This window comes from Caenispirillum salinarum AK4 (assembly GCF_000315795.1).
In the GTDB taxonomy this organism is placed as follows: Bacteria; Pseudomonadota; Alphaproteobacteria; order Rhodospirillales; family Rhodospirillaceae; genus Caenispirillum; species Caenispirillum salinarum.
Genome location: NZ_ANHY01000020.1, coordinates 46,255 through 70,892, shown reverse-complemented (window position 1 = coordinate 70,892; position 24,638 = coordinate 46,255). Strand labels below are relative to the sequence as shown.

Sequence of the window (24,638 nt, the reverse complement as noted above, 5' to 3'; positions counted from 1 at the left end):
TAGGGTGAACGACTGTCCGCCACGGAAGGTCTTTCGCCGCCATGACGCCCACACGCGCCGAACAGCGGGCCGTCGCCTGGATCGCCGGCATCGCGCACTTCTTCAGCCACCTGTTCGAGCCGATCTTCTATGTGGTCGCGCTGGTGCTGCCGACGGTGTTCGATGTCTCCTACGAGGCGGCGCTGACCCTCATCATCGTCGGCAAACTGCTTTACGGACTGGCGGCGCCGGCGGCGGGGTGGCTGGGCGACCGGTGGTCGGCCACAGGCATGATGGCGGTGTTCTTCCTGGGGCTCGGCGCCTCGGGCCTGTGGGCAGGCATGTCAGGGTCGGCCACCGAGATGATGCTGGCACTGGCGGCGCTCGGCCTGTTCGGCAGCATTTACCACCCGGTCGGCATCGCCTGGCTGGTGCGGTCGGCAACCTCGCGCGGGAAGGCGCTGGGGTTCAACGGCATTTTCGGCGGCCTGGGACCGGCGGTGGCGGGCGTGACGGCCGGCGGGCTGGTGGAATGGTTCGGCTGGCGGGCGGCCTTCATCGTGCCGTCGCTGGTGGTGCTGGCGCTGGGGGTGGTCTTCGTGGTCCTCATGATGCGCGGCGTGGTGCGGGAGACTCGCCACGATGCCACGCCGCAGCCCGAGCCGGATCGCCGCGACACGGTGCGCGCCTACACCATCCTGGCGCTGTGCATGGTCTGCGGCGGGCTGATTTACCAGTCGACGCAATCGACGCTGCCCAAGGTGTTCGAGGAAGGATTGGGCGGCCTGCTGGGCGACGGCGGGACGCTGGGCGTCGGCACGGCGGTGATGATCGTCTACGGCGTCGCGGGCTTCATGCAGCTGGTCTGCGGGCATCTGGCGGATCGCTTCCCGCTGAAATACGTCTACGTCGGCATGTACCTGCTGCAAATCCCCATGCTGGCGATGATCCTGGGGCTGACCGGCGCGCCGCTGCTGCTGGCGGCCGTGCTGGCGGTGACGCTGAACATCGGCGCCCTGCCGGCTGAGAACAGCCTGCTGGCCAAGTACACCCCGGCGCGCTGGCGGGCGACGGCCTATGGGCTGAAGTTCGTGCTGGCCTTCGGCGTGGCGGGCCTCGGCGTGCAACTGGCGGCCTGGATTCGCGGCACCACGGGCGATTTCTTCTGGCTTTATGCGCTGTTGGCCGGGGCGGCGCTGTTCGTCGCCGTGATGGGCATCCGCCTGCCGGGGGACCGGCCGGTGCCCGAACCCGCCCCGGCGCCCGTCCAGGCGGCGGAGTAGGGAAGGGCCTCAGCCCAGGCCGAGGCGGGGCAGTTCGATGGCCGGGCAACGATTCTGCACCACCACCAGTCCGGCGGCGGCGGCGCGGGCGGCGGCCGCGTCGTCCACGACGCCCAATTGGGTCCAGATGCCGACGATGCCCTTTTCCTCCTTCAGCGTGATCGCCTCGTCGATCACCGCCCCGGCGCGGTCTGAGCGGCGGAAGATGTCCACCATGTGCACCGGGCCCGGCACATCGGCGAGTTTCGCATGGCACGGCACGTCGGCGACGGTACCTCCCGCATGGCCGGGGTTCACCGCGACGACGTCGTAGCCGTGCCGTACCAGGAAGCGCAGAACCCCGTTGCTCGGCCGGTGGGCCTTGGGCGAGGCGCCGACCACGGCAATGCGCCGGCACCCCGTCAGCAGGGCCTTGACGCGCTCGTCCGTGGACGCGGCGTTCAGCGCGGCGGCATCGTCGGAAAGGGCGGCATCGTTCGCGGTCATGCTGGTCTCCCGAGTCGCGTCGTCCCTACAGGGTACGCCTGCCGCCGGCCTTGCGTCGCCGCCCGGCAGCCGGACGATCTTATGAGACCTGTTGAATGACGCGTTTGTGTGGTTATATGCGTTTTTGGAAGGGTGAGTGCGCCACCGGTCGGTGCCGGCTGGCGTTACGCCATCCCCCTCATGTTCGGAGAGGACGCATGTTTCGGGCTCCCATGCTGACCGTCCACGAGGTGGCTGACCGAATGAAGGTGACGCCGCGCACGGTGGGCGACTGGATTCGCAGCGGCAAGCTGCGCGCCATCAAGGTGGGCCGCGACTGGCGCATTGCCGTGCGCGACCTGGAGGCCTTCGCCGACGCCCACGCCAATATTCCGGCCCCGCCATCCCTCGAGCACGACGCTCACAGATAGACGCGCTTTCGCGCGCATGACCTGACGGAAAAGCCCGGCCGGGATTGGCCGGGCTTTCGTCGTTCCGGCACGGAAGCCATGCGCACAAAAAATGCGGCGAACGGCAAGGGGGGCCGTTCGCCGCTCAAGGACGGGATCTGATCGAAGAAGGGGAAGTCTTCTCGTCACAGGTTTCACTTGGGGCGGCGGACCGATTTTTCAACCCGGCGATCCCATCGAGCCCGTGCCCGTATGCGATCGGCCCGGGGTCCGTCTCCTGTCATCGTATTGTCATAAATGGCCGGTGGGTGTATTCTCGCTGGAAAGGCGCACACAGTGCGGCTATGCCGCCGCGCGGCGGGATGCGCCGGGGACACGATCATGGACGCAGCGACCGTCACCGCGGGGGGAGACCTGCCCCTGTTCGCCATCATCACCGGCCTGTTCGGCGGGCTGGCGCTGTTCCTGTTCGGCCTGGAGCAGCTGACCGGCGCCCTGAAGGCGGCGGCGGGCGACAACATGCGCGGAATCCTGGCCGCCATGACGCGAAACCGGCTGCTGGGCGTGATCACCGGTGCCGTGACGACGGCGGTCATCCAGTCCTCGTCGGTGACGACCGTGCTGGTGGTGGGCTTCATTTCTGCCGGCGTGATGACGTTGACCCAGGCCATCGGCGTCATCATGGGGGCCAACATCGGCTCCACCGTCTTCGCCCAGGTCATCGCCTTTCGCATCACGGATGCCGCCCTGCCGCTGATCGCCATCGGCTTCGTCGGCGCCAGCCTGCAGCGCGGCAAGGTGTTCGGCCAGTGGGGAGGGGTGCTGCTGGGGCTGGGGCTGGTGTTCCTGGGCATGATGCTCATGGGCAACGCCATGGAGCCCCTGCGCGACTGGCCGCCGTTCCTGGACGCCATCGCCAGCATGAAGAACCCGGTGCTCGGCATCCTGGCCGGGGCGCTGTTTACGGCGCTGGTCCAGTCCTCGGGCGCGACGACGGGCATCGTCATCGTCATGGCGGGGCAGGGGATCATGTCCATCGAGGCGGGCATCCCCATCATCCTGGGCGCGAACATCGGCACCTGCGTCACCGCGCTGCTGGCCGCCATCGGCCGCCCGCGCGAGGCGGTGCGCGCATCGCTGGCGCATGTCCTGTTCAACGTCATCAGCGTGTTCGGCTGGGTGTGGCTGATCGGCCCGGTCGCCGACCTGATGCAGAGCCTGACGCCCGGCGACGTCGCCCGACAGATCGCCAACGCGCACACGCTGGTGAACGTGGGAGCGACGGTGGTGCTGATCTGGTTTGCACCGCTGCTGACGGCCGTCATCACGCGACTGATCCCAGAACGGCCCAAGAGCCCCGAGGAAGAGGCGGTCACGCCCCGCTACCTGGACCCGGCGCTGCTCTCCACCCCGCCCGCCGCCATGGAGGCCGTCCGGCGCGAACTGGGGCGCATCGGGTGGCGAGCCCGTCGCATGGTGGCCGAGGCCCTGCCGGCGGCCCTGCATGGATCAAAAACCGCGCTGGACCGCCTGGCGCGCATGGACGACTCGGTGGATGCCCTCTACGAGGCCACCATTGATTACCTGCGCCGCCTCGGCGCCGGCACGCTGACGCCGAAGCAGACCGCCGTTTACATGCGCCTGATGGAGGTCGCGCGCGGGCTGGAGAGCATCGGCGACCTGGTGGAAACCGACATCGTCTCCATCGGCCGGCGGCGGCTGGAGGAGAAGGTCACCGTCAGCGAGCACACCGCACGCCGCGTCGGCGACCTGCACGCCCGCGTGCTGGAAGCCCTGGATCTGACGCTCAAGGCCGTGGCCGAGGACGACCGCGAGGCTGCCCGCCGCGTTGTCGCCATGAAGCCGGAAATCCAGGCCATGGTCCGCAAGGCGCTGGACTACGGCGCGACCCGCCTGCTGGCGTCGGAGCCCAATCGCGTCAACGCCTACGCCCGCGAGACCGAGGTGGTGGAGCAGCTGCGCCGCGTCTACTACTTCAGCAAGCGCATCTGCCGCGCCATCGCGGAGCCTGAGCCGGCACCCCCGGCGGTGGTCGAGGCCTCCCGCGCGGCCGAGCCTTCGCCGGCGGAGTGACCGCCGCATCCAATGGTACTGGATTTTCAGGCGCGTGTCCCGTTATGGTGGCAAGGCCATTCGGGTAAAAGGTAGTCCTGCGGATATGAGTAACGACCGGTACGCGCGCGGCCTCGGCCGCCTGAGCGAGGTCCACGGCATGGTGGGCGAAGGGGTTCTGGACGAGGTGCGCGCCATCGCGCCGGACTTCGCGCGCATGGTGGTCGAATTTCCCTACGGCGACATCCACAGCCGCCCCGGCCTGTCGGCCCGCGACCGGCAACTCGCCATCGTCTCGGCGCTGACGGCCATGGGCAACGTGGAGGCGGAACTGGTCATCCACATGCGCGCGGCCCTGCGCACCGGCGTCACCCGTGACGAACTGGTGGAAGTGGTCATGCAGGTCGCCCCCTACGCCGGCTTCCCCGTGACGCTCAATGCCATCCTCGCGGCCAAGCGCCTGTTCGAGGACCTCGACCGGGAGGCCGGGCGCGAGGCGGCGGCGGAGTAGGCGGGGCCGGAATCCGGCCCCGCATCACCCCGTCGCGCGCATCAGCGCAGCACCCTCAGCGGCCTTCCCAGGTCGGGGTGCGCTTTTGCAGGAAGGCGTCGATGCCTTCCTCGGCATCGCGCGCCATCATGTTGCGGGTCATGACCTCGCTGGCGTAGGCGTAGGCGTCGGCCAGCGGCATTTCCACCTGCCTGTAGAAGGCCTCCTTGCCGATCGCCAGCGTCAGCGGCGACTTGCCGGCGATGGTCGCGGCCATGTTGGCCACCGTTGCGTCCAGCTCGGCGGCGGGCACGACGGCGTTGACAAGCCCGGCGGCCTCGGCCTCGTGCGCGGTGATGGGGCGGCCGGACAGCAGCATTTCCATGGCCTTCTTGCGGCCGACCGCGCGGGACAGCGCCACCATGGGGGTGGAGCAGAACAGGCCGATGTTGACGCCCGGCGTGGCGAACTTGGCCTCCTCGGCCGCATAGGCGAGATCGCAGCTGGCGACGAGCTGGCAGCCGGCGGCGGTGGCCATGGCGTGAACCTTGGCGATCACCGGCTTGGGCAGGTTGACCACCGACATCATCAGGTTGGAGCACTGCTCGAACAGCGCTTCATAGGCCTCGCGGCCCGGATTGGCCCGCACCTCGCGCAGGTCGTGCCCGGCGCAGAAGGCGGGGCCGGCGGCCTCGATCACCACAACCTTCACCGACTGGTCCTTGGCGATGGCGTCCAGTTCGGCCTGCAGGGCCGCCATCAGCCCGACCGACAGCGCATTGCGCGCCTTGGGGCGGTTGAGCGTCAGCGTGGCGACGCCGTCGGCATCGGCGCGCAGCAGGATGTCGGTTTCGGCGGCGGCGTCGGCGGCGGGCGTGGCGGTGGCAGGGCTATCGGGGCTCATGAACGTCCTCCGTCAGAGGGTTGGGCTTTCGCCCATGGTGGCGATCCTGCGCCCCGGCGGCAAGGCCCTTGCCGTTGACGTAAGCGTAAAGCCCGATCATTGTGGTGCGAAAACAAGGTCGTCGACCCAACCAGGAGGCATCCGTCCGCACCATGGCGAGCAAGATCACCATTCCCGAAATCCAGGCCATACTCGACGCCGAGCTTCCTCTGGTGGAGGTGCTGGGCATGCAGGTGGAGGAGGTGACGGCCGGCACCTGCCGCGTGCGCATGCGCTTCAAGCCCGACCTCATCCGCCCGGGCGGCACTGTGGCGGGGCCGGCCATGATGGCGCTGGCGGACCTGGCCATGTATGTGGTGGTGCTCAGCTTGGTGGGGCCGGTGGATCTGGCGGTGACCACCAACCTGAACATCAACTTCCTGCGCAAGCCGGGGCCGAAGGACATGATCGCCGAGGGCCGCGTCATCAAGGCGGGCAAGCGCCTGGCGGTGGTTGAGGTGGACCTCTATTCCGAAGGCGACCCGCAGATGGTCGCCCACGTCACCGGCACCTATTCGATCCCGCCCGGCACCCCCGACGCCGCCTGAGGCCGTTTCGCGCGCCCGGCCGTAGCCGCCTGTTCGCCAAGTGCCAGACGGAGCTTCGCCCGGGCGCGGGCGGCGCGCGACTTGATGGTGCCGGTCGGCAGTCCGTGGCGCTGCGACAACTGCTCCAGTTCCATCCCCTCCAGCGCGATGGCCGACAGCAGGTTGCGTTCGTGGTCCTTCATGCGGTGCATCGCGCTCCACATCTGGCCGATGTAGATGTGGGCGTCCTGGCGGGCCGGGGCCTCGCTGCGCCGCTCCTGCATGGCGACCTGCCGCGCGTGGCGCACCGCAAGACCGTCACGACGTCGCTGGCTGAGGAAGATGTTGCGCATCAGGGTGGCGAGCCAGGCCTGCATGTTCGTCCCGGACTCGTAGCGATGAACCTTTTCCAGGGCGCGCAGGACAGTGTCCTGAACCAGGTCGTCCGCAGCGACACGGTCGCGCGTCAGATGCAGCGCCAAACGTCGCATCGCTGGAAGATGATCTTCAATGCAATCTGAAGGGGTGTCCATCGGTACCTCGGTCTAAGACGATAAGCCTGACGAGGATGCTGGGACATTCCATAAGCGGTCCATAAGGCTTCTTCCGCTCCTGCATAAAGAAACCATAAGGACGCGTAAGACTTCTACTTCGTCGGGCGAAGGCGCCGTTCCCGGCGATGTACGGCCGCTGCGAGGAGGATAGGTCCAGACGGAACGGAGCGGGTGGCGGCTGGCTTATCCTGTCGGGATAGTCGGCGGACGAAGGCCGCTGGAACGCCCGCATACCGCGGCTCTCGGCGGAGGTAAAATTATACCGTTCCTCTAAGTGTCTGATTTTATTGATTTTACCAACGTTGACATCCGGCTGAAACGTGGCATATTCCGGCTCTCAAGTTCACCGGGGTCGCGGCAGCCGTGGCCCCTGTCGTTTTCCGAGGCGAAGGCAAGCCCGCCCGGGCCCGCCGCAGCCGACGAGAACCGCAATCGAGATGGTGCCATGAAAACCTATTCCGCCAAGCCCAACGAGGTGGAGAAGAAGTGGGTCCTGATCGACGCCGAGGACGTCGTTCTGGGCCGCCTCGCCTCGACCGTGGCGAACATTCTTCGCGGCAAGACCAAGCCGCAGTACACGCCGCACATCGATGTCGGTGACCACGTTGTCGTCATCAACGCCGAGAAGGTGAAGCTGACCGGCAAGAAGCTCTCCGACAAGAAGTTCTTCTGGCACACCGGCTTCCCCGGCGGCATCAAGGAACGCACCATGGAGCAGATCCTGGGCGGCCGCTACCCGGAGCGCGTCATCCAGAAGGCCGTGGAGCGCATGATGCCCCGTGGTCCGCTGGGCCGCGCCCAGCTGAAGAAGCTGCGTGTCTACGCCGGCGCCGAACACCCGCACGAGGCTCAGCAGCCGGAAGTGTTGGACTTCGCCGCCCGCAACCCGAAGAACAAGAGGAGCGCCTAATCCATGGCCGAGGAAAAGCTGACCCTCGAGGACCTGAAGGGCGCGACCACCGGCGGCGAGACCGTCGAGGGCCCGAAGTACGAGGTGAAGAAGGACGAACTGGGCCGGTCCTACGGCACCGGTCGTCGTAAGGACGCCGTCGCCCGCGTGTGGGTGAAGGCCGGTTCCGGCAAGATCACCGTCAACGGCCGCGAGTTCGAGAACTACTTCCCGCGTCCCGTGCTGCGCATGATGATCAACCAGCCGTTCAAGGTCGCCAACATCGAGAACCAGTTCGATGTGGTCTGCACCGTGTCCGGCGGTGGCCTGTCCGGTCAGGCCGGCGCGCTGCGCCATGGCCTGGCCCGCGCGCTGACGGCGTTCGATCCGAACATGCGTCCGGCGCTCAAGGCCGCCGGCTTCCTGACCCGCGACCCGCGTGCGGTTGAGCGTAAGAAGTACGGCAAGGCCAAGGCCCGCCGCAGCTTCCAGTTCTCCAAGCGCTGATCCCGCGGATCAAACGCTGCGTTCGAAAGGGCGTCCTCTTGCGGGAGGGCGCCCTTTTCGTGTGTATTGGGGCCGCGCCCCGCATTTCTCAGGACACAGGACGTCAAGACAGATGAGCGAGAAGACGAGAGTCGCGATCCTCGGTGCCTCCGGCTACACCGGCGCCGAACTGGTGCGCCTGCTGGCACTGCATCCCCATGTGCGCATCACGGCGCTGACCGCCGACCGCCGCGCAGGGAAGGAGTTCGCCGACGTCTTCCCGCACCTGGGCGGCCTGGACCTGCCGACGCTGACCGCCATCGACGAGGTCAACTGGGACGTCGTGGACTTCGTCTTCTGCGCCCTGCCGCACGGCACCACGCAGGAGGTCATCGCCGGCCTGCCCGAGCGCATCAAGGTCTGCGACCTGTCGGCCGACTTCCGCCTGAAGGACACCGCCCTGTACGAACAGGTCTACGGCGCGCCCCACAAGGCGCCGGACCTGCAGGCCTCCGTCGCCTACGGCCTGACCGAGATGTATCGCGAGCAGGTGCGGGCGGCGCGCATCGTCGCCAACCCCGGCTGCTACCCGACCGGCATCCAGCTGGCGCTCATGCCGCTGTTGAAGGCCGGGCTGATCGAGGCCGAGGGCATCATCGCCGACGCCAAGTCCGGTGTCACGGGCGCGGGCCGCGGACCCAAGGAGGGCACCCTGTACGCCGAGGTGACCGAAGGCATCCACCCCTACGGCGTCGGCACCCACCGCCACGGCCCGGAGATCGACCAGGGCCTGACGGACGCCGCCGGGCAGCCCGTGGTGTCCACCTTCACGCCGCATCTCATGCCCATGGCGCGCGGCATCCTGGCGACCATCTACGTGCAGACCGCCAAGGGCGCGACCGCCGACGACCTGCGCGCACACCTGTCGGAAACCTTCAGCGCCGAACCCTTCGTGCGCGTTCTGAAGGAAGGGCAGGTGCCTGCCACCCGCCATGTGCGCGGGTCCAATTACGTGCTGCTGAACGCCTTCCCCGACCGCGTCCCCGGCCGCTGCATCCTGACGGCGGTGGAGGACAACCTGGTCAAGGGCGCGTCCGGCCAGGCCGTGCAGAACATGAACGTCATGCTGGGCTTCGACGAGACCACCGGGCTGATGCAGCAGCCCATGTTCCCGTAAAAGCCGCGAAACCAAAGCGAAACCGAACCAAGGAGAGCCGCCGCGATGTCCGCGCCGACCACGCACCACCCCATCATCCTGCCCTGGAACGACGTCCTGCCGACCATCCACGAAACGGCCTTCGTCGCCCCCAGCAGCGTGGTGATCGGCGACGTGGTGATCGGGCATGAGTCGAGCCTGTGGTTCAACGTCACGGTGCGCGGCGACGTGCACGAGATCCGCATCGGCGCGCGGTCGAACATCCAGGACGGTTCCGTGGTCCATGTGACCCGCGAGCGCTTCGGCACCTACATCGGGGACGACGTGCTGGTGGGCCACATGGCCACCATCCATGGCTGCGAGCTTCAGGACGGCAGCTTCGTCGGCATGGGCGCGACCGTCATGGATGGCGCGGTGGTCGAGGGCGGCGCCATGGTGGCCGCCGGCGCCCTGGTCAGCCCGGGCAAGATCGTCCGCAAGGGCCAGCTTTGGGCCGGCACGCCCGCAAAATACATCCGCGACCTCAAGCCCGAGGAACTGGAAAGCCTGCCCAAGGGCACGGCGCATTACGCCAACATGGCGCAGCAGTACCGTCGGATGCTCTCGGGCGGGCAGGGCTGATGACCGCCGGCGGGGACGGCGGCGAGCCGCATCGCGCCTTCATGCAGCGCGCCATTGATCTGGCGGAAAAAGGCATGACGGCCGGCTGCGGCGGCCCCTTCGGCGCGGTCATCGTGCGCGATGGCGAGATCGTGGGCGAGGGCCACAACGAGGTGGTGTCCGGCTGCGACCCGACGGCCCACGCGGAGATGGTCGCCATCCGCCGCGCCTGTGCGAAGCTGGGCGTCTTCCACCTGGAGGGCTGCGTCATCTACACCTCGTGCGAGCCGTGCCCCATGTGCCTGTCGGCCATCTATTGGGCGCACCTGGACAAGGTGTACTGGGCCGCGAGCCACCTCGACGCGGCGGAAGCGGGCTTCGACGACGCCTTCCTCTACCGCGAACTGCCGCGCACGATGGAAGAGCGGGAAATGGCCTTCGAACGCCTGATGCCCGACGAAAGCCGCCTGATCTTCGAGGAATACATGGCCCTGGAGGGGCGCATTCAGTACTGACTTAAAACATCGGGGAGCCTCCGCGCGCCTCGGTCGTTCCTGCCGGACACCAGACGGCAAGGAGGACGCCATGACCGAGCGCAAGAGCCAGAAACAGGAAGTCCGCCGCGAGACCAAGCACGAGAACACGGACATCCAGAAGCACCAGGCCGGTGGCCCCGGCAAGTCGGCGCGGAAGGGACACGTCGACCCGGTCCATTCGGGCAACAAGGACGAGCAGAACCAGTCCGGCCCCGGCGCGCCGCACCGCAAGCAATAGGCCACTGCCGCGTTCCGGTGGAGGAGGGGCGGCCCGCGCGGTCGCCCCGTGCGCGCGTCTGGTGCCTCGGCCCCGTTTGACCCTGCGCGCGGCGCGGCCTATCTTCAAGGCAGACGCGCACGGGAGGCGCCCATGAACGCACAGCGCACGCTGAAGATCATTCGCGAGGGCGGCGAGCAACGCATCAGCCTGCCTGCGGATATGCAGTTCCCCGGCGACGAGGTGACGGTCACCCGCGAGGGCGACCGGCTGGTCATCGCGCCGAAGCGGCGGAAAACCCTCATTGAGCTGTTCGATGAGTGGGACGACTTGGACGAGGATTTTCCTGACCCGGAAGACCCTCCGCCTGAGCCGGTGGACTTTTAATGCTCGTCTACATGCTCGACACCAACGCCATCTCAGACGGCATGCGCCATCCGAGCGGGCGAGTCGCCGCACGGATCAGAGAAGTGGGTCTGTCGGCCGTCTGCGTGAGCGTTATCGTGGCCGCGGAGCTGCGCTTTGGCGCTGCCCGCAGTCCCTCGAAGATGGCCGCCCATCGTGTGGACGATGCTCTATTCGGCATTGAAGTGCTCCCCTTCGAGCCACCAGCCGATGACATCTACGGACGCATACGGGCCGACCTTCAGGCGCGCGGCAAGACCATCGGCGGCAATGACCTGTTCATCGCCGCCCACGCACTGGCCATGAACCTGACGCTGGTCACGGCCAACGAGCGCGAGTTCCGTCGCGTCGAGGGCCTGCGTGTCGAGAACTGGCTGTCCGGCTGACGGCACGGAAAAAGGGCGGCCCCGTCAGGAGCCGCCCCTTCCTCATTCAACGAACCAGCCGAAGCCTCACACCACGCGGGTCTTCACGTAGGAGCCAGGGGCCGGTTCGATGGCCTTGAGCTTGCCCTTGGTCGGGTCGCGGGGCTCGACCTCCTTGCCGGCCATGGGCTTGAGCCAAGCATCCCAGTCGGTCCACCACGACCCCTCGTTCTGCTGGGCGTTCTTCAGCCAGGTTTCCGGCGTCTTCGCCTTGCGGCTGTTCGTCCAGTAGCAGTACTTGTTCGACACCGGCGGATTCACGACGCCCGCAATGTGGCCCGAGGCCGACAGCACGAACTTCGCCTTGCCCGAGACCAGGTTGGTCAGCTCGTACGTCGCCACCCACGGCGCGATGTGGTCCTCGCGCGTCGACAGCATGTAGATGGGCGTCTTGATCTTGCCCAGGTCGATGGGCACGCCCGCCAGCTCGATCCCGCCCGGCTCGCGCAGCTTGTTCTCCAGGTACATGTTGCGCAGGTAGAACTTGTGCATGGCCGCCGGCATCCGCGTCGAGTCGCTGTTCCAGTACAGCAGGTCGAAGGGGAACGGGTCCTTGCCCAGCAGGTAGTTGTTGATGACGAACGACCAGATCAGGTCGTTGGCGCGCAGCATGTTGAACGTGGTCGCCATTTCGGCGCCGTCCAGGTAGCCGGCCTCGTCCATCTTGTGCTCGAGGCTCTTCAACTGGTCGTCGTCGATGAACACCTTCAGGTCGCCGGCCTTCTCGAAGTCGGTCAGCGTCGTCAGGAAGGTCGCCGAGGCCACCTGCTCGTCCTCGCCCTTGGCCGCCAGGTAGGCCAGCGTGGAGGCCAGCAGCGTGCCGCCCAGGCAGTAGCCGACCATGTTCACGGTGTCGGCGCCGGTCTGCTTCTTGGCCTGCTCGATGGCCGACAGCGGGCCTTCCAGCATGTAGTCCTCGAAGGACTTCTTGGCGAGCTTCTCGTTGGGGTTGACCCACGAGATGACGAAAACGGTGTTGCCCTGGTCGACGGCCCATTTGATGAAGCTGTTCTTCGGGCGCAGGTCCAGGATGTAGAACTTGTTGATCCACGGCGGCACGATCACCAGCGGCGTCTCGCGGACCTTCTCCGTGGTCGGGGTGTACTGAATGAGCTGGATCAGATCGTTCTGGTAGACCACCTGGCCCGGGGTCGCCGCCACGTTCTCGCCGACCGTGAAGGCGCTTTCGTCGGTCATGGTGATGCGCAGCTTGCCGCCGCCGCGCTCCAGGTCCTCCAGCAGGTGCTCCAGGCCCTTCACCAGGTTCTCGCCGCCGCTTTCCACGGTGGCGCGCAGCACCTCGGGGTTGGTCATGGCGAAGTTGGTGGGCGCCATGGCGTCGACATACTGCTTGGTGAAGAAGTCGACCTTGTCGCGGGTGTGCTCGTCCAGGCCCTCGGTGCCGTGGACCACATCCTGCACGAAGCGCGACGACAGCAGGTAGGACTGCTTGATGAAGTCGAAGACCTCGTTGTCCTGCCAGGTCTCGTCCTTGAAGCGGCGGTCGCCCGGCTCGGGCTTGACCACGGGCTCGGTCTCCTCGCCCATCATGCGGCGGGCCGTGTTGGTCCACAGCTGCATGTAGTCCTGCCACAGGTTCATCTGGGCCTCGACCAGCTTGGTCGGGTCGGCCATCAGGCGCGTGGTCATCTCCAGGAACGCCTCGCCGAGGTTCAGCGGGTCGTTCGCCGCCACTTCGGGGTTCTGCGATTGCCGCGCGAGAAACTCTGACACGAGCCGCTGGCTGCGCTCCGCGATTCCGGTCATCGCCTTGGTCAGCTCGGCGGGGTCGGGCATCTTCACATCGGGGTCCTGATTGTCGGCCATTTTCCAGTCCTTCGTGGAACCGTCCCGGATACGGGCGTGATGCGGCGGGTGACGCGGCCAGGGCGACCGTCTTGTTGTCGGGCGCAGGCTACGATTGAACCACACCGGTGTCCATTGTTGTAACCCGTGCGGCCGTCGCGCCTGCACCGCGCGCGGTACTGTCCCTGGGCGACTCCGCCCTGTATACTGCGCCAGCGGTCGGCAAGACATTGTCAACGCGGCGCTTACACTGTAGGGAGTGCCAGCGGCGACATAAAGTCGCATTTGTTGACCGAATTGTTGCCGAATCGGCGAAGGACAGGGTCGGAGACGTCATGGTGAACAAGCGCAAGCCCGGTACGGCGGTGAATGGTGCTCGCTTCGGCGTGAAGGCGGGGTCACTGCTGTTGGGAATTTCTCTCGTCGCGTCTTGTTCCATGTTTGGAGAAGAATCGTCTCCCGCCCCCGGCGCGGAGGGAGGCGCGGCGGCGGCCGAGGCGGCTCCGGCGCGGGTCGATCCCGACGCACTGGGCGTGGTCGACGGCCTGCCGCCCGACACCGCCAACCAGCGCTACGACGACACACTGAGCCGCCGGCCGGTGACCACCGTCCGCCCGCTGGAGGAGGAGCCCGCCAGCGCCGAGGCGCCGGCGCCCGAGCCCCAGGCATCGGTCGCGCCGCGCCGCGCGGAGGACGTCGAGTCCGAGCCCGTCGCCCCGGTTCAGGCCGCGGCCGCCCCGCAGCCGGTTGCCGAGCCGCAACCCGCACCGGAGCCGGAGGCCCAGCCCGTGGCCCAGAGCCCGACGCCGTCGGCCGAGCAGAACGAGGTGCTGGTGGCGCGCGAGGCGCCGCGCACGCCGAGGACGCAGCAGCCCCCGGCGGAGGCCGCACCCGCCGCGCCGCAGCGCCCGACGCTCAGTGCCGATACGACGGCGCTCGACCAGGCGGTGGCCGCGGCCTACGGTGGCGTGGCGGTGCGCCCGCAGGTGCGCCAGCCGGCCCATCCCGATGCGCTTATTCCCGGCGCCGTCGTCGGCGGGCCCCGCGGCGGCGCTGTGCCGGCCGGTGGCCCCGTCGTCATCGGCGGTCCGGCCGGCGGAGGCGCCGTACCCATGGTGACGGGCGGCAACGGGCCGGTGGTCATCGGCGGCGGCCCGCGCGGCGGCGTCGCCCCGGCCGTGACCGGCGCCCCGTCTGCCGTGCCCGGCCTGCCGGCGGGCGGCGGGCCCATCGCCGTCATCCAGTTCCCCTTCGGCGCGGCCACGCTGGATGCGCGCGATCGCCGGGTGCTGCGCCAGGTCGCCGACATCCAGGCGCGCCAGGGTGGTTTCGTCAAGGTGGTCGGCCACTCCAGCCTGTTCACCGCCAACATGCCGCAGGACCGGCACAAGCTGGTGAACTTCACCACCTCCGTCGCCCGCGCCGAGGCGGTCGCCGACGCACTGCGCCGGGAAGGTGTTCCGGCCGAGGTGATCGACGTGGCCGCCGTGGGCGACCGCGAGCCCCTGTACCTGGAGGTCATGCCCTCGGGCGAGGCCGGCAACCGCCGCGTCGAGATTTTCCTGGTTCGCTGAGGCGGAGCGTCTTGAAAGGATGTTTCGGTACGGGCGGGCATTCGTTACAGAAAGCAGTCGCGCCCGGAAGGGACAGGTTGTAGAACAGAGGCCGGGACGGGGACGTCGTCCCGGCCTTGGCGTCCCGTGCCCCGGGCGTCGCCGTGTCACCGGCGCGCCGCTCCGACCCCATTCCGCAAGGCCGTCGAAATCGAATTTTTGGGCAGTGCCATGATCGAGCAGGAGTTTCATCGCATAAAGCGGCTTCCGCCGTACGTCTTCGCCGAGGTGAACGCGATGAAGGCCCGAGCTCGCGCCGCCGGCGAGGACATCATCGATTTCGGCATGGGCAACCCGGACCAGCCCACCCCCGACCACATCGTCGAAAAGCTGTGCGAGGCTGCCCGAAACCCGCGCGCCCACCGCTATTCCACGTCCAAGGGCATCCCCGGCCTGCGCCGCGCCCAGGCGGCCTATTACGAGCGCCGCTTCGGCGTGACCCTGGACCCCGAGACGGAAATCATCGTCACCCTGGGCTCCAAGGAAGGACTGGCCAACCTGGCGTCGGCCATCACCAGCCCGGGCGACGTGATCCTGTCGCCCAATCCCAGCTATCCCATCCACGCCTTCGGCTTCATCATCGTGGGCGGCGCCATCCGCTCGCTGCCCGCCGAGCCGGGGCCGGAGCTGCTGGAGGCGCTGGACCGCGCGGTGCGCCATTCGGTGCCCAAGCCGCTGGCGCTGGTCATCAACTATCCGTCCAACCCGACCGCCTACACCGCCGACCTGGACTTCTACGGGCAAGTGGTGGATTTCTGCCGCCACCATGGCATCTACGTGCTGTCGGACATCGCCTATTCCGAAATCTATTTCGACGACAACCCGCCGCCGTCGATCCTACAGGTTCCTGGCGCCCGCGAGATCGCGGTTGAGTTCACCTCCATGTCCAAGACCTACAACATGCCGGGCTGGCGCATCGGCTTCGCCTGCGGCAACAAGAAGCTGGTTTCGGCGCTGGCGCGGGTGAAAAGCTATCTGGACTACGGCGCCTTCACGCCGGTTCAGGTGGCGGCGACGGCGGCACTGAACGGTCCGCAGGACTGCGTCGACGACATCCGCGCCATGTACCGCGAGCGCCGCGACGTGCTGATCGAGGGGCTGGGCCAGGCCGGCTGGCAGGTACCGTCGCCCCCGGCGACCATGTTCTGCTGGGCGCCGATCCCGCCGGCGTTCCGTCACCTGGGCTCGGTGGAATTTTCCAAGCTGCTGCTCAGCGAGGCCAAGGTGGCCGTGGCGCCGGGGCTGGGCTTCGGCGAGTACGGCGACGGCCATGTGCGCATCGGCCTTGTCGAGAACAAGCACCGCATCCGTCAGGCGGTGCGCAACATCAAGACCTTCCTGTCCACCTACGACAAGGTCATCGAAGACTCTGAAAAGAAACGGGCGAGTGCATCGTGAGTGATTCCCTGAAAGTCGCAATCGCCGGCCTCGGCACCGTCGGGGCCGGCACCGTCAAGCTGCTGCAGGAACAGGCAGAGCTTATCTCCATGCGCTGCGGGCGGGACGTCACCGTCACCGCCGTCAGCGCCCGCACCGCCGGGCGCGATCGCGGCTTCGACATGACCGGCATCGCCTGGTTCGACGACGCCGTGGAGATGGCGGAAAAGGCCGACGCCGACGTGGTGGTGGAGCTGATCGGCGGGTCCGACGGCATCGCCAAGCGCTGCACGGAAGCCGCCCTGCGCGCCGGCCGGCACGTGGTCACCGCCAACAAGGCCATGCTCGCCCACCACGGCACCGAGCTGGCCGCCCTGGCCGAGGAGAACAACGCGGCCCTCGCCTACGAGGCGGCGGTCGCCGGCGGCATCCCGGTCATCAAGGCCCTGCGCGACGGGCTGGCGGGCAACCGCATCAGCTCGCTCTACGGCATCCTGAACGGCACCGGCAACTACATCCTCACCACCATGCGCGAGACCGGCCGCGACTTCGCCGACGTGCTGGAAGAGGCGCAGGCCCTGGGCTATGCCGAGGCCGATCCGTCGTTCGACATCGACGGCGTGGACGCGGCTCACAAGCTGGCGATCCTGACCAGCCTGGCCTTCGGCAGCCCGGTGAACTTCGACGCGGTCACGGTGCAGGGCATCCGCAACATCACCTCGGTCGACATCGAGTATGCGGAGCTTCTGGGCTATCGCATCAAGCTTCTGGGCATCGCCAGCGAGACCGAGTTCGGCGTCGAGCAGCGCGTCCACCCGACCATGGTGCCCATCAACAGCCCCATTGCATCGGTCGAAGGCGTCTATAACGCCATCGTGACGGAAGGCGACTGGGTCGGCCGCACCGTGCTGGAGGGCCGCGGCGCCGGCGCCGGCCCGACGGCCTCGGCGGTGGTGGCCGACATCATGGACATCGCCTGCGGTCGACATGGGTACGCCTTCGGCGTTCCGGTGAAGGCCCTGCGCGCGCACGAAGTGGGCAACCTCGACCAGTTGACGGGCGCCTATTACATCCGCCTGCAGGTGATGGACGTCCCCGGCGTCTTCGCCGATATCGCCACGGCCCTGCGGGACGCCGAGGTTTCCATGGAGCAGATCCTCCAGCGCGGCCGCGCCCCCGGCGAAATCGTGCCGGTGGTCATGACCGTCTACGAGGTCAAGGGCAGCCAACTCCGCCAGGCGCTGGACCGCATCGAAGCCCTGGACGCCGTGGTGGAGCCGCCGCACGTGATCCGTATCGAGGAACTGTAACTGCATCTCGGCGTTTTAATCGGCTACAAGCTTTCATCCCGCGATTGGTTCAGCCCATTTACGAGGAATCCATGTCGGAAAACGAGTCCACCGTCGCCGCCAACGTGCTGGAGCGTAACCTGGCCCTCGAGGTCGTGCGCGTGACCGAGGCCGCCGCCCTGTCGGCGTCCCGCCTGATGGGCCGGGGCGACGAGAAGGCCGCCGACCAGGCCGCCGTCGACGCCATGCGCAAGGCCCTGAACAGCCTGGCTATCGAGGGCCGGGTCGTCATCGGCGAGGGCGAGCGCGACGAGGCGCCCATGCTCTACATCGGCGAGCAGGTGGGCTCCGGCCAGGGGCCCAAGGTGGACATCGCGCTGGACCCGCTGGAGGGCACCACCATCACCGCCAAGGGCGGCCCCAACGCCCTGGCCGTGATCGCCATGGCCGAGGACGGCGGCTTCCTCAACGCCCCGGACGTCTACATGGACAAGATCGCCGTCGGCCCCGGCCTGCCTGACAGTGTCGTCGACCTGGACAACACGCCCGAGCAGAACCTCAAGAACATGGCCGACGCCAAGAACGCGGACATCGAGGACCTGCTGGTCTGCATCCTCGACCGTCCGCGGCACGAGGACCTGATCGCCAGGGTGCGCGAGACCGGCGCGCGCATCATGCTGATCGGCGACGGCGACGTCTCCGGCGTCATCGCGACCACCGAGCCGGCCTCGGGCGTGGACATCTACATGGGCTCCGGCGGCGCGCCCGAAGGCGTGCTGGCGGCGGCGGCGCTGCGCTGCGTCGGCGGCCAGATGCAGGGCCGCCTGCTGTTCCGCAACGACGACGAGAAGGGCCGCGCCAAGCGCTGGGGCATCGACGACCTGAACCGCAAGTACAATCTGATGGACTTGGCCTCGGGCAACGTCATGTTCGCCGCCACCGGCGTCACCGACGGCTCGCTGCTGCGCGGCGTGCGGCGCTGGCACAAGGGCGCCATCACGCACTCGCTGGTCATGCGGTCCAAGTCCGGCACCGTGCGCTACGTCGAAGCCCACCACAACTTCGACCGCAAGACGGGCTTCTCCGCCGTCGACGAGTAATCCGGGCTGGCGCCCGGTAAGGTGATGCGAGGGGCGACGGCCCCTCGCGCTCCCGTTTAGGGGGCTGCGGCGCGGCGTTGGAGAGTGTCAGGAAATCGGCTGTTTGCCACCATGGGCGTTACAGGGGCGGCTGAAGGGGCGCGTGGACCCCTGCTTCCGCCGGGGCGACGGCTTTTTCAAGCCGTTGTCATTAAACAATAAATTTCCGTCATTCCTGCGAAAGCATGAATCTACATGCGCCGCCTGCCATCTTGCCGCGCTCCCTCAGGTGAACATCCACCGATCTCCGTACATCCTCATAAGCGCCGTCAGGCGCTTTTTTTACTGGAGCCCGGCTCCGCGCCGTTGGCGCGGTAAGGTGATGCGAGAGGGCGAACGCGCCCTCGCGCTCCCGCAAAGTGGGCCGCGGCGCGGTGTTCCCCGTCATTCCTCAGCCAACAGAAGAAGTGAGGGTTCGGGAGCTTCCGCTCTTGAGCGGGTTTGGCCGGCAGCCCAGGCGCCGTCAGGCGCTCCTTTACGTCATCCTCCCTCCGCCCTATTGTAGGGCCTGCCTAAAACGGCATCTTTCCCAACGACAGAGAGTGTGAGGGGGAATGACGGCCAGTCCGTTCCTCGGCGTCGAGACTTCGCTCAACGGCCGGCGCTGGATGCTGCGGCCGGGGGACGAGCGGGCGGCGCTCGCCATCAGCCAGCGGCTTGAACTGCCTGAGGTCGTGGGCCGCGTGCTTGCGGCGCGGGGCGTCGACCTTGAGGCGGCTCAGGGGTTCCTGAACCCCACCCTGCGCGACCTGATCCCCAACCCGTCGGTTTTTGCCGGCATGGACGACGCCGCCGAGCGCCTGGCCGTCGCCATCGAGGGCGGCGAGCGCATCGCCATTTTCGGCGACTATGACGTGGACGGCGCGACCTCGTCGTCGCTGCTGGTGCGCTACCTGCGCAGCCTGGGCGCCGACGTGCGGTTCTATATTCCCGATCGCATGAAGGAGGGGTACGGCCCCAATGCGCAGGCTCTGCTGAAGCTCCAGCAGGATGGCGTATCGCTGGCCGTCACCGTGGACTGCGGCATCACCGCCTTCGAGCCGCTGGAACAGGCCGAGGCGGCGGGGCTGGACGTGATCGTCGTCGACCATCACCAGGCGGAACCGCGCCTGCCGGCGGCCGTCGCCGTGGTCAACCCCAAGCGCCTGGACTGCGAGTCGGGGCAGGGGCACTTGGCGGCGGTGGGTGTGGCTTTCATGCTGTGCGTCGCCACCAATCGGGCCTTGCGCGACGGCGGGTTCTTCCTGGCCGGCGACCGGCGCGAGCCCGACCTGCGCCAGTGGTTGGACATCGTCGCGCTGGGCACGGTCTGCGACGTGGTGCCGCTGACGGGGCTCAACCGCGCGCTGGTGACGCAGGGCCTGAAGGTCTGTGCCCAGCGCCGCAACCCCGGCATCGCCGCCCTGGCCCAGGTGGCCGGCGTGAAGGATCGTATTGATGCGTATCATCTGGGCTTCATCCTGGGCCCCCGCGTCAACGCCGGCGGCCGCGTGGGCGAGAGCGACCTGGGGACGCGGCTCCTGACCACCGACAGCGCAGACGAGGCGACCGCGCTCGCCATGCGGCTGCACGAACACAACGGCCTGCGCCAGGAGATCGAGGCGGCGGTGCTGGCCGAGGCCATCGAGCAGGTGGAGACTACGCCCACCGATGCGCCCATGGTCTTCGCCCATGGGCAGGGGTGGCATCCGGGGGTGGTCGGCATCGTCGCCAGCCGCCTGAAGGAACGCTACGCCATGCCGGCCTGCGTGCTGGGCGTGGAGGGCGGCGTCGCCAAGGGCTCCGGCCGCTCCGTGCCGGGGCTGGACCTGGGGCGCGTGGTCATCGCCGCGCGCGAGGCCGGCATCCTCATGGCCGGCGGCGGCCACGCCATGGCGGCGGGATTCACGGTGGCGGAAGAGAAGCTGCCCGGGTTCCGCGATTTCGTCGCCGAGCGCCTGCGCGCCCAGATGGACTCCGGCGGCATTACCCCCACTCTGGAACTTGACGGTGCCCTTGATGTTTCCGGCGCCTCCAGCGACCTGGTGGAGATGCTGGCGCGGTGCGGCCCCTACGGCGCGGGGAACGAGGAACCGCGCTTCGTCATCTCCCACTGCCGCATCGCCAAGGCCGACGTAGTGGGCTCGGGCCACGTCCGCATGTTCCTGTCGTCGTCCAACGGCATGGGGCGCCTGAAGGCCATCGCCTTCCGCTGCGTCGACGGCGAGTTGGGCCAGACGCTGCTGAACGGGTCCGGCCGGGTCTTCCACATTGCCGGCACCTTGCGCGCCGACACGTGGCAGGGCCGGACGGAAGCGCAGCTGGTGGTGGACGACGCGAGTGTCGCGTAGGCGGCGGGCGGGGTGCAGCGAGGTCACCAAGACACGAAGAACACGAAGCGGGTATGTTGATGGGTGGCGCTCCAGCTTCAGGGGCCGGCGTCGTTGTTGTTAAACACCAAGACACCAAGACACCAAGACAGCGCGCGAAGGCGCGCCTCCCTCCTTCTGCTGGTCGCTGTTGCCTGGTCTGCCGGATTGGATGATGAATAAGGTGTCGAGGGAGCGCGAGGGAGCCCGCGGCTCCCTCGCATCCTATTCCGGCGAAGCCGGAAAGCCTTGGTGTCTTGGTGGTTCAACATCACCACCAACCGCTGAAGCCGCAGCCCCCAGTCAGCACGCCGGCTTGGTGTTCTTCGTGCCTTGGTGGCCTCGTCGCACCATGCCAGCGACTGATATTACTCCTCCACCCCCGTCGTCGCCCCCGCGCCGAGCGCGCGCTGCATGTAGATCGTGTCGATCCAGCGGCCGAATTTCCGCCCGCCGGCCTTGATCACGCCGACCTGCTCAAAGCCGCAGGCGCGGTGCAGGGCGATGGAGCCGGTGTTTTCGGCATCCCCCACCACGCCCATCATCTGGCGCTTGCCGGCGGCCGTGCAGCGGTCGATGAGGGCGTTGAGGAGCGCGGTGCCGACCCCTTGCCCCTGTGCGCCGGGGGCGATGTAGACGCTGTCCTCCACCGTGAAGCGCCAGCCGATGCGGCCGTGGAAGAGGGCGGCGTAGGCGTAGCCCAGGATGTCGCCGTCGGAGGTGGCGGCGACGAGCCAGGGCAGCCCCTGTTCCAGCACCGCATCGCGTCGGCGCAGCATTTCCTCCACCGGCGGCGGATCGTATTCGTAGGAACCGGTGCCGTGGCGGACGTGGTGGGCGTAGACGGCGGTCACGGCGTCCATGTCCGCATCGGTGGCATCGCGGACGGTGAAGGCGTGGGAGGGGGAGGGGTGGTCGGTCATGGTGGTGTCCTGGCGGGAAGAGGAGGGCGGAGACGGTGGCGGCGGAAGCGTTTCCGTGCAAGCGCCAAAACGCATTGGAGATTTTTGCAAAAAACGTCTTGCGCACCCCCTCGGGATTGGATACAAGGGCGCCCTCACGAGGACGCAGCCACTCACTGAAGCCGCTGCCTCGGACGGCGAAGACCCCTTCGTCTAGTGGTTAGGACACCACTCTTTCACAGTGGAGACACGGGTTCGAGTCCCGTAGGGGTCGCCAGAATTGAAAAGCCGCCTTCCGCAGGGAAGGCGGCTTTTCCTTTGCCTGAAGGCTTACTGACACCGGACGATGCTTGAAAACGTGCACTTGTCGTCCGGCAAGGCCGACGGGCCGCCGCGCCGTACGGCGCGTGAGGCTGCGTGCCGCTTGAACGCAGCGTCGATGATCTCATCATCGGCGCGTAAGAAGTATCTACTCGGCGGCCTTGTTCCGCAGGGCTTCCACCGGGTGGGGGCCTTCGGTTTCCAGGCGGTATTCGTCGCCCGTTTCCTGGCGGTGGCGGTCGATGATCTCTTCCGACGGAACGGGACCGGTGCCGTTGACCTGCTCGCGGTACCAGGCGTAGCGGTTCTCCGCCGGCAGTTCGGAAACCGGCACGAACTCCGTCAGGTTGCCCGTCAGGTTCACCTGCTCGTGCAGCACCTTGCGCACGAAGTCCTTGTTGGTCTCGAAGGTCATGGCCTCGGGCAGCGTGTCGGGCAGCATGGCCGTCGGGTCCTTGCCGTCCATCTTCTTGGCCAACTCCACGGCGGCCTTCAGTTGCTCGATCTCCATGGCCAGGTGCGTCTCCCACACCTGCTTGATGCGCGGGTCGGTCTCTGTCTGGGCGAAGGACCAGTACAGCCAGCACTCGTTGTACTCGTGCATGACCAGGCGCTCTGCCCAGGTGGTGTCGGGCGGCAGCAGGCTTTCGTAGTGGGTGACGTGCTGCTCCTCGATCTGGGCGATCTCCAGGTACAGCGCCCGGGCCAGCGGGTCTTCCGGCCGGTTGCCCACGTTGTTGTAGAAGTTCATGGTCTGCTGCTCGGCCGCCGTGATCGTCATGGCGTGCATCACCGAACGCGGGTCACCGTCCTTGGACAGCGGCTTGCGGATATCGTCGTGCGGGTGGCGGTGCTCGTCAATGGTGGGGCGGCCGGGCATGATCTCGGTCAGCTCGCCCACCAGTTCGGCGGCCTTGCGCGGGTTCTTCAGGTCCAGCAGGTTGGCATAGCGGTAGAGGTGGTCGAAGTCTTCCAGCAGGCCGAATTCATAGGCCTGGCGGGCGTAGGGGTCGGGCTCCTGCCGGGCGATCCAGGCGGTCAGGTCGACCGCCACCTGTTCGTAGCCGATGGTGACCTCCAGCACGTCCTCGGTGGCCGGGATCAGCCAGTTGCAGACCTTTTGCTGCTGCTGCTCGATGCGCCGTCCTTCGGCAAGCTTGCGCTTGATGTCGAGGTCGGGGCAGTGGCGGGCGAACTGGTGGCTGAACCACTGGGATTCCATCTCCGCGCCGTTCATCACGATGATCCGGCAGCGGGTGTAGGGGTCGACGGAGCGGGTGTCGTAGGGCTCGACGTTCAGCTCGCTCCAGGTGCGCAGCTGCTGGTCGAGCGGAATGCCGGTTTCGGCAAGCGGGTTGAAGGTCATGGACGGAGCCTCCGGTGCGGTGTCGGGATGCCGCCCAAACGTCATGCCGCGTCCCCCCGTTTCCGCGAAACCTGCGAGGCGCAGCTTTTTCCATTTCAACGGGCGGAGTCTCCGAAAGCCGCCACCGAACGCTGTCGTCAAAGGGCGCAGCGCACCGCCATCCGGCACTGAAAAAGGCCCGGCGCCAGAACGGCACCGGGCCTTCCGTCAACCGGCCGTGCGGGCCGCTCAGACGTGGTCCTTGTTCTCCACGATGATGACCTCGCGGGCATTGTGGCTCTCGCGGACCAAGTCGGCGGCGCGCAGGGCGTCGTCCAGGGTGGAGAACAGCGGGTTCTCGGGCTGGAAGGCCGGCTGCTCCACGCCGTCGAGGCGGGCGCAGATGCGATAGCCGTCATCCTCGCGCAGGATGTGGATCTCGTTGTTCAGGCGATTGATGGGGCCGATGACGAACAGGCGCTCCACCTTGTGCTCGCCTTCGGGCCACATCTCGTCCGCGTAGACTTCGGTTTCCTTGATCTCGGTGTTGAAGTGCTCGGCAATGCGCGAGAACAGGGCTTCCGAGGCGGCATTGTCGGGCGCGATGGTGGTTTCGATCCAGCGCACCGACGCGCACTGCTCGCTGTTGAGAATGTGCTCCAGCATGCCGCGGGCGATGCCCTTGCCCTGGAACTTGTCGCGCACGCCGACCTGCCAGACGAACAGCTGCGTCGGGTCCTCGGGCAGCGGATAGGCGGTGACCATGCCGGCGATCTCGCCGTCCACCTCCGCCACCACGCTGGTCGCTGCGAAGTTGCGGCACGCCATGAAGTAGGCGTAGGAGGAGTTGTCGTCGAGCGCGGCGGCCTCGTCGACCATCTTCCAGATCTCGGCGCCGTCTTCCAGGGACGGGGTGCGGTAGGTCACGTCGTCTTGGGACACGGGGATGGGTCCTCCGTTCTTGTTGTCGCGTCGGGCGATCGTGCGCCAGTGTGCGGAACCCGGCCGCTTGGGTCCAGGGTTTATCCCGACGCGCACGGCCCGCCGGCCCCGGCATGGG

At 67.6% G+C, this 24,638-nt stretch carries 25 protein-coding genes and 1 tRNA gene; 19 read left to right on the top strand and 7 right to left on the bottom strand.

Annotated features, from left to right (window positions below):
- Positions 1–41: 41 nt before the first annotated feature.
- Positions 42–1,262, top strand: coding sequence for an MFS transporter (locus C882_RS18665; protein WP_009542225.1), 1,221 nt, complete (start codon positions 42–44; stop codon positions 1,260–1,262).
- 9 nt (positions 1,263–1,271) lie between these two features.
- Here C882_RS18665 and C882_RS18660 read toward each other — a convergent pair whose 3' ends face one another.
- Positions 1,272–1,748, bottom strand: a complete 477-nt coding sequence (locus C882_RS18660) for a CoA-binding protein (RefSeq protein ID WP_009542224.1) — start codon at positions 1,746–1,748, stop codon at positions 1,272–1,274.
- Between the two features lie 197 nt (positions 1,749–1,945).
- On the opposite strand from C882_RS18660, the gene C882_RS18655 reads away from it, so the two are divergent.
- From C882_RS18655 to C882_RS18645, 3 genes are all read left to right on the top strand, one after another.
- Positions 1,946–2,158, top strand: a complete 213-nt coding sequence (locus C882_RS18655) for a helix-turn-helix domain-containing protein (RefSeq protein ID WP_043646451.1) — start codon at positions 1,946–1,948, stop codon at positions 2,156–2,158.
- Positions 2,159–2,518: 360 nt separating this feature from the next.
- The gene (locus C882_RS18650) at positions 2,519–4,231 is read left to right on the top strand and encodes a Na/Pi cotransporter family protein (RefSeq protein WP_009542222.1); all 1,713 of its coding nucleotides are present in this window, start codon (positions 2,519–2,521) and stop codon (positions 4,229–4,231) included.
- An 85-nt stretch (positions 4,232–4,316) separates the two neighbouring features.
- The gene (locus C882_RS18645; RefSeq protein ID WP_009542221.1) at positions 4,317–4,721 is read left to right on the top strand and encodes a carboxymuconolactone decarboxylase family protein; all 405 of its coding nucleotides are present in this window, start codon (positions 4,317–4,319) and stop codon (positions 4,719–4,721) included.
- Between the two features lie 55 nt (positions 4,722–4,776).
- Here C882_RS18645 and C882_RS18640 read toward each other — a convergent pair whose 3' ends face one another.
- Positions 4,777–5,604 carry an enoyl-CoA hydratase gene (locus C882_RS18640; RefSeq protein ID WP_009542220.1) on the bottom strand — a complete coding sequence of 276 codons (828 nt, stop codon included), beginning with the start codon at positions 5,602–5,604 and terminating at the stop codon, positions 4,777–4,779.
- 152 nt (positions 5,605–5,756) lie between these two features.
- Between C882_RS18640 and C882_RS18635 the strand changes: the two genes are divergently transcribed.
- Positions 5,757–6,191, top strand: coding sequence for a PaaI family thioesterase (locus C882_RS18635; RefSeq protein WP_009542219.1), 435 nt, complete (start codon positions 5,757–5,759; stop codon positions 6,189–6,191).
- On the opposite strand, the gene C882_RS18630 is transcribed toward C882_RS18635, so the two are convergent.
- Entirely contained in the window at positions 6,155–6,661 is a 507-nt protein-coding gene (locus tag C882_RS18630) for a sigma-70 family RNA polymerase sigma factor (protein ID WP_160166798.1), read from the bottom strand. The two genes, C882_RS18635 and C882_RS18630, sit on opposite strands and share 37 nt — an antisense overlap.
- Positions 6,662–7,169: 508 nt before the next feature.
- Here C882_RS18630 and rplM point away from each other — a divergent pair.
- The 8 genes from rplM (at position 7,170) to C882_RS18590 (ending at position 11,399) form a co-directional block, all read left to right on the top strand.
- A complete protein-coding gene (gene rplM / locus C882_RS18625) occupies positions 7,170–7,634 on the top strand; it encodes a 50S ribosomal protein L13 (RefSeq protein ID WP_009542216.1) in 465 nt (154 codons plus the stop codon).
- A gap of 3 nt (positions 7,635–7,637) precedes the next feature.
- Positions 7,638–8,120 carry a 30S ribosomal protein S9 gene (gene rpsI, locus C882_RS18620; protein WP_009542215.1) on the top strand — a complete coding sequence of 161 codons (483 nt, stop codon included), beginning with the start codon at positions 7,638–7,640 and terminating at the stop codon, positions 8,118–8,120.
- 112 nt (positions 8,121–8,232) lie between these two features.
- Positions 8,233–9,276 carry an N-acetyl-gamma-glutamyl-phosphate reductase gene (argC, locus tag C882_RS18615; protein WP_009542214.1) on the top strand — a complete coding sequence of 348 codons (1,044 nt, stop codon included), beginning with the start codon at positions 8,233–8,235 and terminating at the stop codon, positions 9,274–9,276.
- 45 nt (positions 9,277–9,321) lie between these two features.
- Positions 9,322–9,876 (top strand): gamma carbonic anhydrase family protein, encoded by a 555-nt coding sequence (locus C882_RS18610; RefSeq protein ID WP_009542213.1) that lies wholly within the window; start codon positions 9,322–9,324, stop codon positions 9,874–9,876.
- A complete protein-coding gene (locus C882_RS18605; RefSeq protein ID WP_009542212.1) occupies positions 9,876–10,370 on the top strand; it encodes a nucleoside deaminase in 495 nt (164 codons plus the stop codon). The genes C882_RS18610 and C882_RS18605 overlap by 1 nt, the downstream gene beginning before the upstream one ends.
- A gap of 70 nt (positions 10,371–10,440) precedes the next feature.
- The gene (locus tag C882_RS18600; protein ID WP_009542211.1) at positions 10,441–10,629 is read left to right on the top strand and encodes a hypothetical protein; all 189 of its coding nucleotides are present in this window, start codon (positions 10,441–10,443) and stop codon (positions 10,627–10,629) included.
- Positions 10,630–10,761: 132 nt separating this feature from the next.
- Entirely contained in the window at positions 10,762–10,995 is a 234-nt protein-coding gene (locus tag C882_RS18595) for an antitoxin (protein WP_009542210.1), read from the top strand.
- Positions 10,995–11,399, top strand: a complete 405-nt coding sequence (locus tag C882_RS18590; protein WP_009542209.1) for a type II toxin-antitoxin system VapC family toxin — start codon at positions 10,995–10,997, stop codon at positions 11,397–11,399. The genes C882_RS18595 and C882_RS18590 overlap by 1 nt, the downstream gene beginning before the upstream one ends.
- A 66-nt stretch (positions 11,400–11,465) precedes the next feature.
- Here the strand turns inward: C882_RS18590 and C882_RS18585 are convergent, their stop codons facing one another.
- Positions 11,466–13,265: a PHA/PHB synthase family protein gene (locus tag C882_RS18585; RefSeq protein WP_043646444.1), complete on the bottom strand. Its 1,800-nt coding sequence runs from the start codon at positions 13,263–13,265 to the stop codon at positions 11,466–11,468.
- A gap of 416 nt (positions 13,266–13,681) precedes the next feature.
- Here C882_RS18585 and C882_RS18580 point away from each other — a divergent pair, with 416 nt between their 5' ends.
- The 5 genes from C882_RS18580 (at position 13,682) to recJ (ending at position 20,992) form a co-directional block, all read left to right on the top strand.
- Entirely contained in the window at positions 13,682–14,818 is a 1,137-nt protein-coding gene (locus C882_RS18580; protein WP_043646442.1) for an OmpA family protein, read from the top strand.
- A 210-nt stretch (positions 14,819–15,028) separates the two neighbouring features.
- Positions 15,029–16,255 (top strand): LL-diaminopimelate aminotransferase, encoded by a 1,227-nt coding sequence (locus C882_RS18575; protein WP_009542206.1) that lies wholly within the window; start codon positions 15,029–15,031, stop codon positions 16,253–16,255.
- The gene (locus C882_RS18570; RefSeq protein ID WP_009542205.1) at positions 16,252–17,544 is read left to right on the top strand and encodes a homoserine dehydrogenase; all 1,293 of its coding nucleotides are present in this window, start codon (positions 16,252–16,254) and stop codon (positions 17,542–17,544) included. Before C882_RS18575 ends, C882_RS18570 begins: the two co-directional genes overlap by 4 nt.
- Before the next feature lie 71 nt (positions 17,545–17,615).
- On the top strand, positions 17,616–18,623 hold the full coding sequence (gene glpX / locus C882_RS18565; protein ID WP_009542204.1) for a class II fructose-bisphosphatase: 1,008 nt from the start codon (positions 17,616–17,618) through the stop codon (positions 18,621–18,623).
- A gap of 593 nt (positions 18,624–19,216) precedes the next feature.
- A complete protein-coding gene (recJ, locus tag C882_RS18560) occupies positions 19,217–20,992 on the top strand; it encodes a single-stranded-DNA-specific exonuclease RecJ (protein ID WP_009542203.1) in 1,776 nt (591 codons plus the stop codon).
- Positions 20,993–21,378: 386 nt separating this feature from the next.
- On the opposite strand, the gene C882_RS18555 is transcribed toward recJ, so the two are convergent.
- The gene (locus tag C882_RS18555; protein ID WP_009542202.1) at positions 21,379–21,933 is read right to left on the bottom strand and encodes a GNAT family N-acetyltransferase; all 555 of its coding nucleotides are present in this window, start codon (positions 21,931–21,933) and stop codon (positions 21,379–21,381) included.
- Between the two features lie 181 nt (positions 21,934–22,114).
- On the opposite strand from C882_RS18555, the gene C882_RS18550 reads away from it, so the two are divergent.
- A tRNA-Glu gene (locus C882_RS18550) sits at positions 22,115–22,189 on the top strand.
- 192 nt (positions 22,190–22,381) lie between these two features.
- Here the strand turns inward: C882_RS18550 and C882_RS18545 are convergent.
- Both C882_RS18545 and ectA read right to left on the bottom strand, forming a co-directional pair.
- Positions 22,382–23,599 (bottom strand): ferritin family protein, encoded by a 1,218-nt coding sequence (locus C882_RS18545; RefSeq protein ID WP_043646439.1) that lies wholly within the window; start codon positions 23,597–23,599, stop codon positions 22,382–22,384.
- Between the two features lie 228 nt (positions 23,600–23,827).
- Positions 23,828–24,520 (bottom strand): diaminobutyrate acetyltransferase, encoded by a 693-nt coding sequence (gene ectA, locus C882_RS18540; RefSeq protein ID WP_009542200.1) that lies wholly within the window; start codon positions 24,518–24,520, stop codon positions 23,828–23,830.
- Positions 24,521–24,638: the final 118 nt, after the last annotated feature.

Excerpts from the sequence above, each read along its gene's own strand:
- C882_RS18665 (WP_009542225.1), top strand. The coding sequence starts at position 42 with ATGACGCCCACACGCGCCGAACAGCGGGCCGTCGCCTGGATCGCCGGC.
- C882_RS18660 (WP_009542224.1), bottom strand. The coding sequence starts at position 1,748 with ATGACCGCGAACGATGCCGCCCTTTCCGACGATGCCGCCGCGCTGAAC.
- C882_RS18655 (WP_043646451.1), top strand. The coding sequence starts at position 1,946 with ATGTTTCGGGCTCCCATGCTGACCGTCCACGAGGTGGCTGACCGAATG.
- C882_RS18650 (WP_009542222.1), top strand. The coding sequence starts at position 2,519 with ATGGACGCAGCGACCGTCACCGCGGGGGGAGACCTGCCCCTGTTCGCC.
- C882_RS18645 (WP_009542221.1), top strand. The coding sequence starts at position 4,317 with ATGAGTAACGACCGGTACGCGCGCGGCCTCGGCCGCCTGAGCGAGGTC.
- C882_RS18640 (WP_009542220.1), bottom strand. The coding sequence starts at position 5,604 with ATGAGCCCCGATAGCCCTGCCACCGCCACGCCCGCCGCCGACGCCGCC.
- C882_RS18635 (WP_009542219.1), top strand. The coding sequence starts at position 5,757 with ATGGCGAGCAAGATCACCATTCCCGAAATCCAGGCCATACTCGACGCC.
- C882_RS18630 (WP_160166798.1), bottom strand. The coding sequence starts at position 6,661 with ATGCGACGTTTGGCGCTGCATCTGACGCGCGACCGTGTCGCTGCGGAC.
- rplM (WP_009542216.1), top strand. The coding sequence starts at position 7,170 with ATGAAAACCTATTCCGCCAAGCCCAACGAGGTGGAGAAGAAGTGGGTC.
- rpsI (WP_009542215.1), top strand. The coding sequence starts at position 7,638 with ATGGCCGAGGAAAAGCTGACCCTCGAGGACCTGAAGGGCGCGACCACC.
- argC (WP_009542214.1), top strand. The coding sequence starts at position 8,233 with ATGAGCGAGAAGACGAGAGTCGCGATCCTCGGTGCCTCCGGCTACACC.
- C882_RS18610 (WP_009542213.1), top strand. The coding sequence starts at position 9,322 with ATGTCCGCGCCGACCACGCACCACCCCATCATCCTGCCCTGGAACGAC.
- C882_RS18605 (WP_009542212.1), top strand. The coding sequence starts at position 9,876 with ATGACCGCCGGCGGGGACGGCGGCGAGCCGCATCGCGCCTTCATGCAG.
- C882_RS18600 (WP_009542211.1), top strand. The coding sequence starts at position 10,441 with ATGACCGAGCGCAAGAGCCAGAAACAGGAAGTCCGCCGCGAGACCAAG.
- C882_RS18595 (WP_009542210.1), top strand. The coding sequence starts at position 10,762 with ATGAACGCACAGCGCACGCTGAAGATCATTCGCGAGGGCGGCGAGCAA.
- C882_RS18590 (WP_009542209.1), top strand. The coding sequence starts at position 10,995 with ATGCTCGTCTACATGCTCGACACCAACGCCATCTCAGACGGCATGCGC.
- C882_RS18585 (WP_043646444.1), bottom strand. The coding sequence starts at position 13,265 with ATGGCCGACAATCAGGACCCCGATGTGAAGATGCCCGACCCCGCCGAG.
- C882_RS18580 (WP_043646442.1), top strand. The coding sequence starts at position 13,682 with ATGTTTGGAGAAGAATCGTCTCCCGCCCCCGGCGCGGAGGGAGGCGCG.
- C882_RS18575 (WP_009542206.1), top strand. The coding sequence starts at position 15,029 with ATGATCGAGCAGGAGTTTCATCGCATAAAGCGGCTTCCGCCGTACGTC.
- glpX (WP_009542204.1), top strand. The coding sequence starts at position 17,616 with ATGTCGGAAAACGAGTCCACCGTCGCCGCCAACGTGCTGGAGCGTAAC.
- recJ (WP_009542203.1), top strand. The coding sequence starts at position 19,217 with ATGACGGCCAGTCCGTTCCTCGGCGTCGAGACTTCGCTCAACGGCCGG.
- C882_RS18555 (WP_009542202.1), bottom strand. The coding sequence starts at position 21,933 with ATGACCGACCACCCCTCCCCCTCCCACGCCTTCACCGTCCGCGATGCC.
- C882_RS18545 (WP_043646439.1), bottom strand. The coding sequence starts at position 23,599 with ATGACCTTCAACCCGCTTGCCGAAACCGGCATTCCGCTCGACCAGCAG.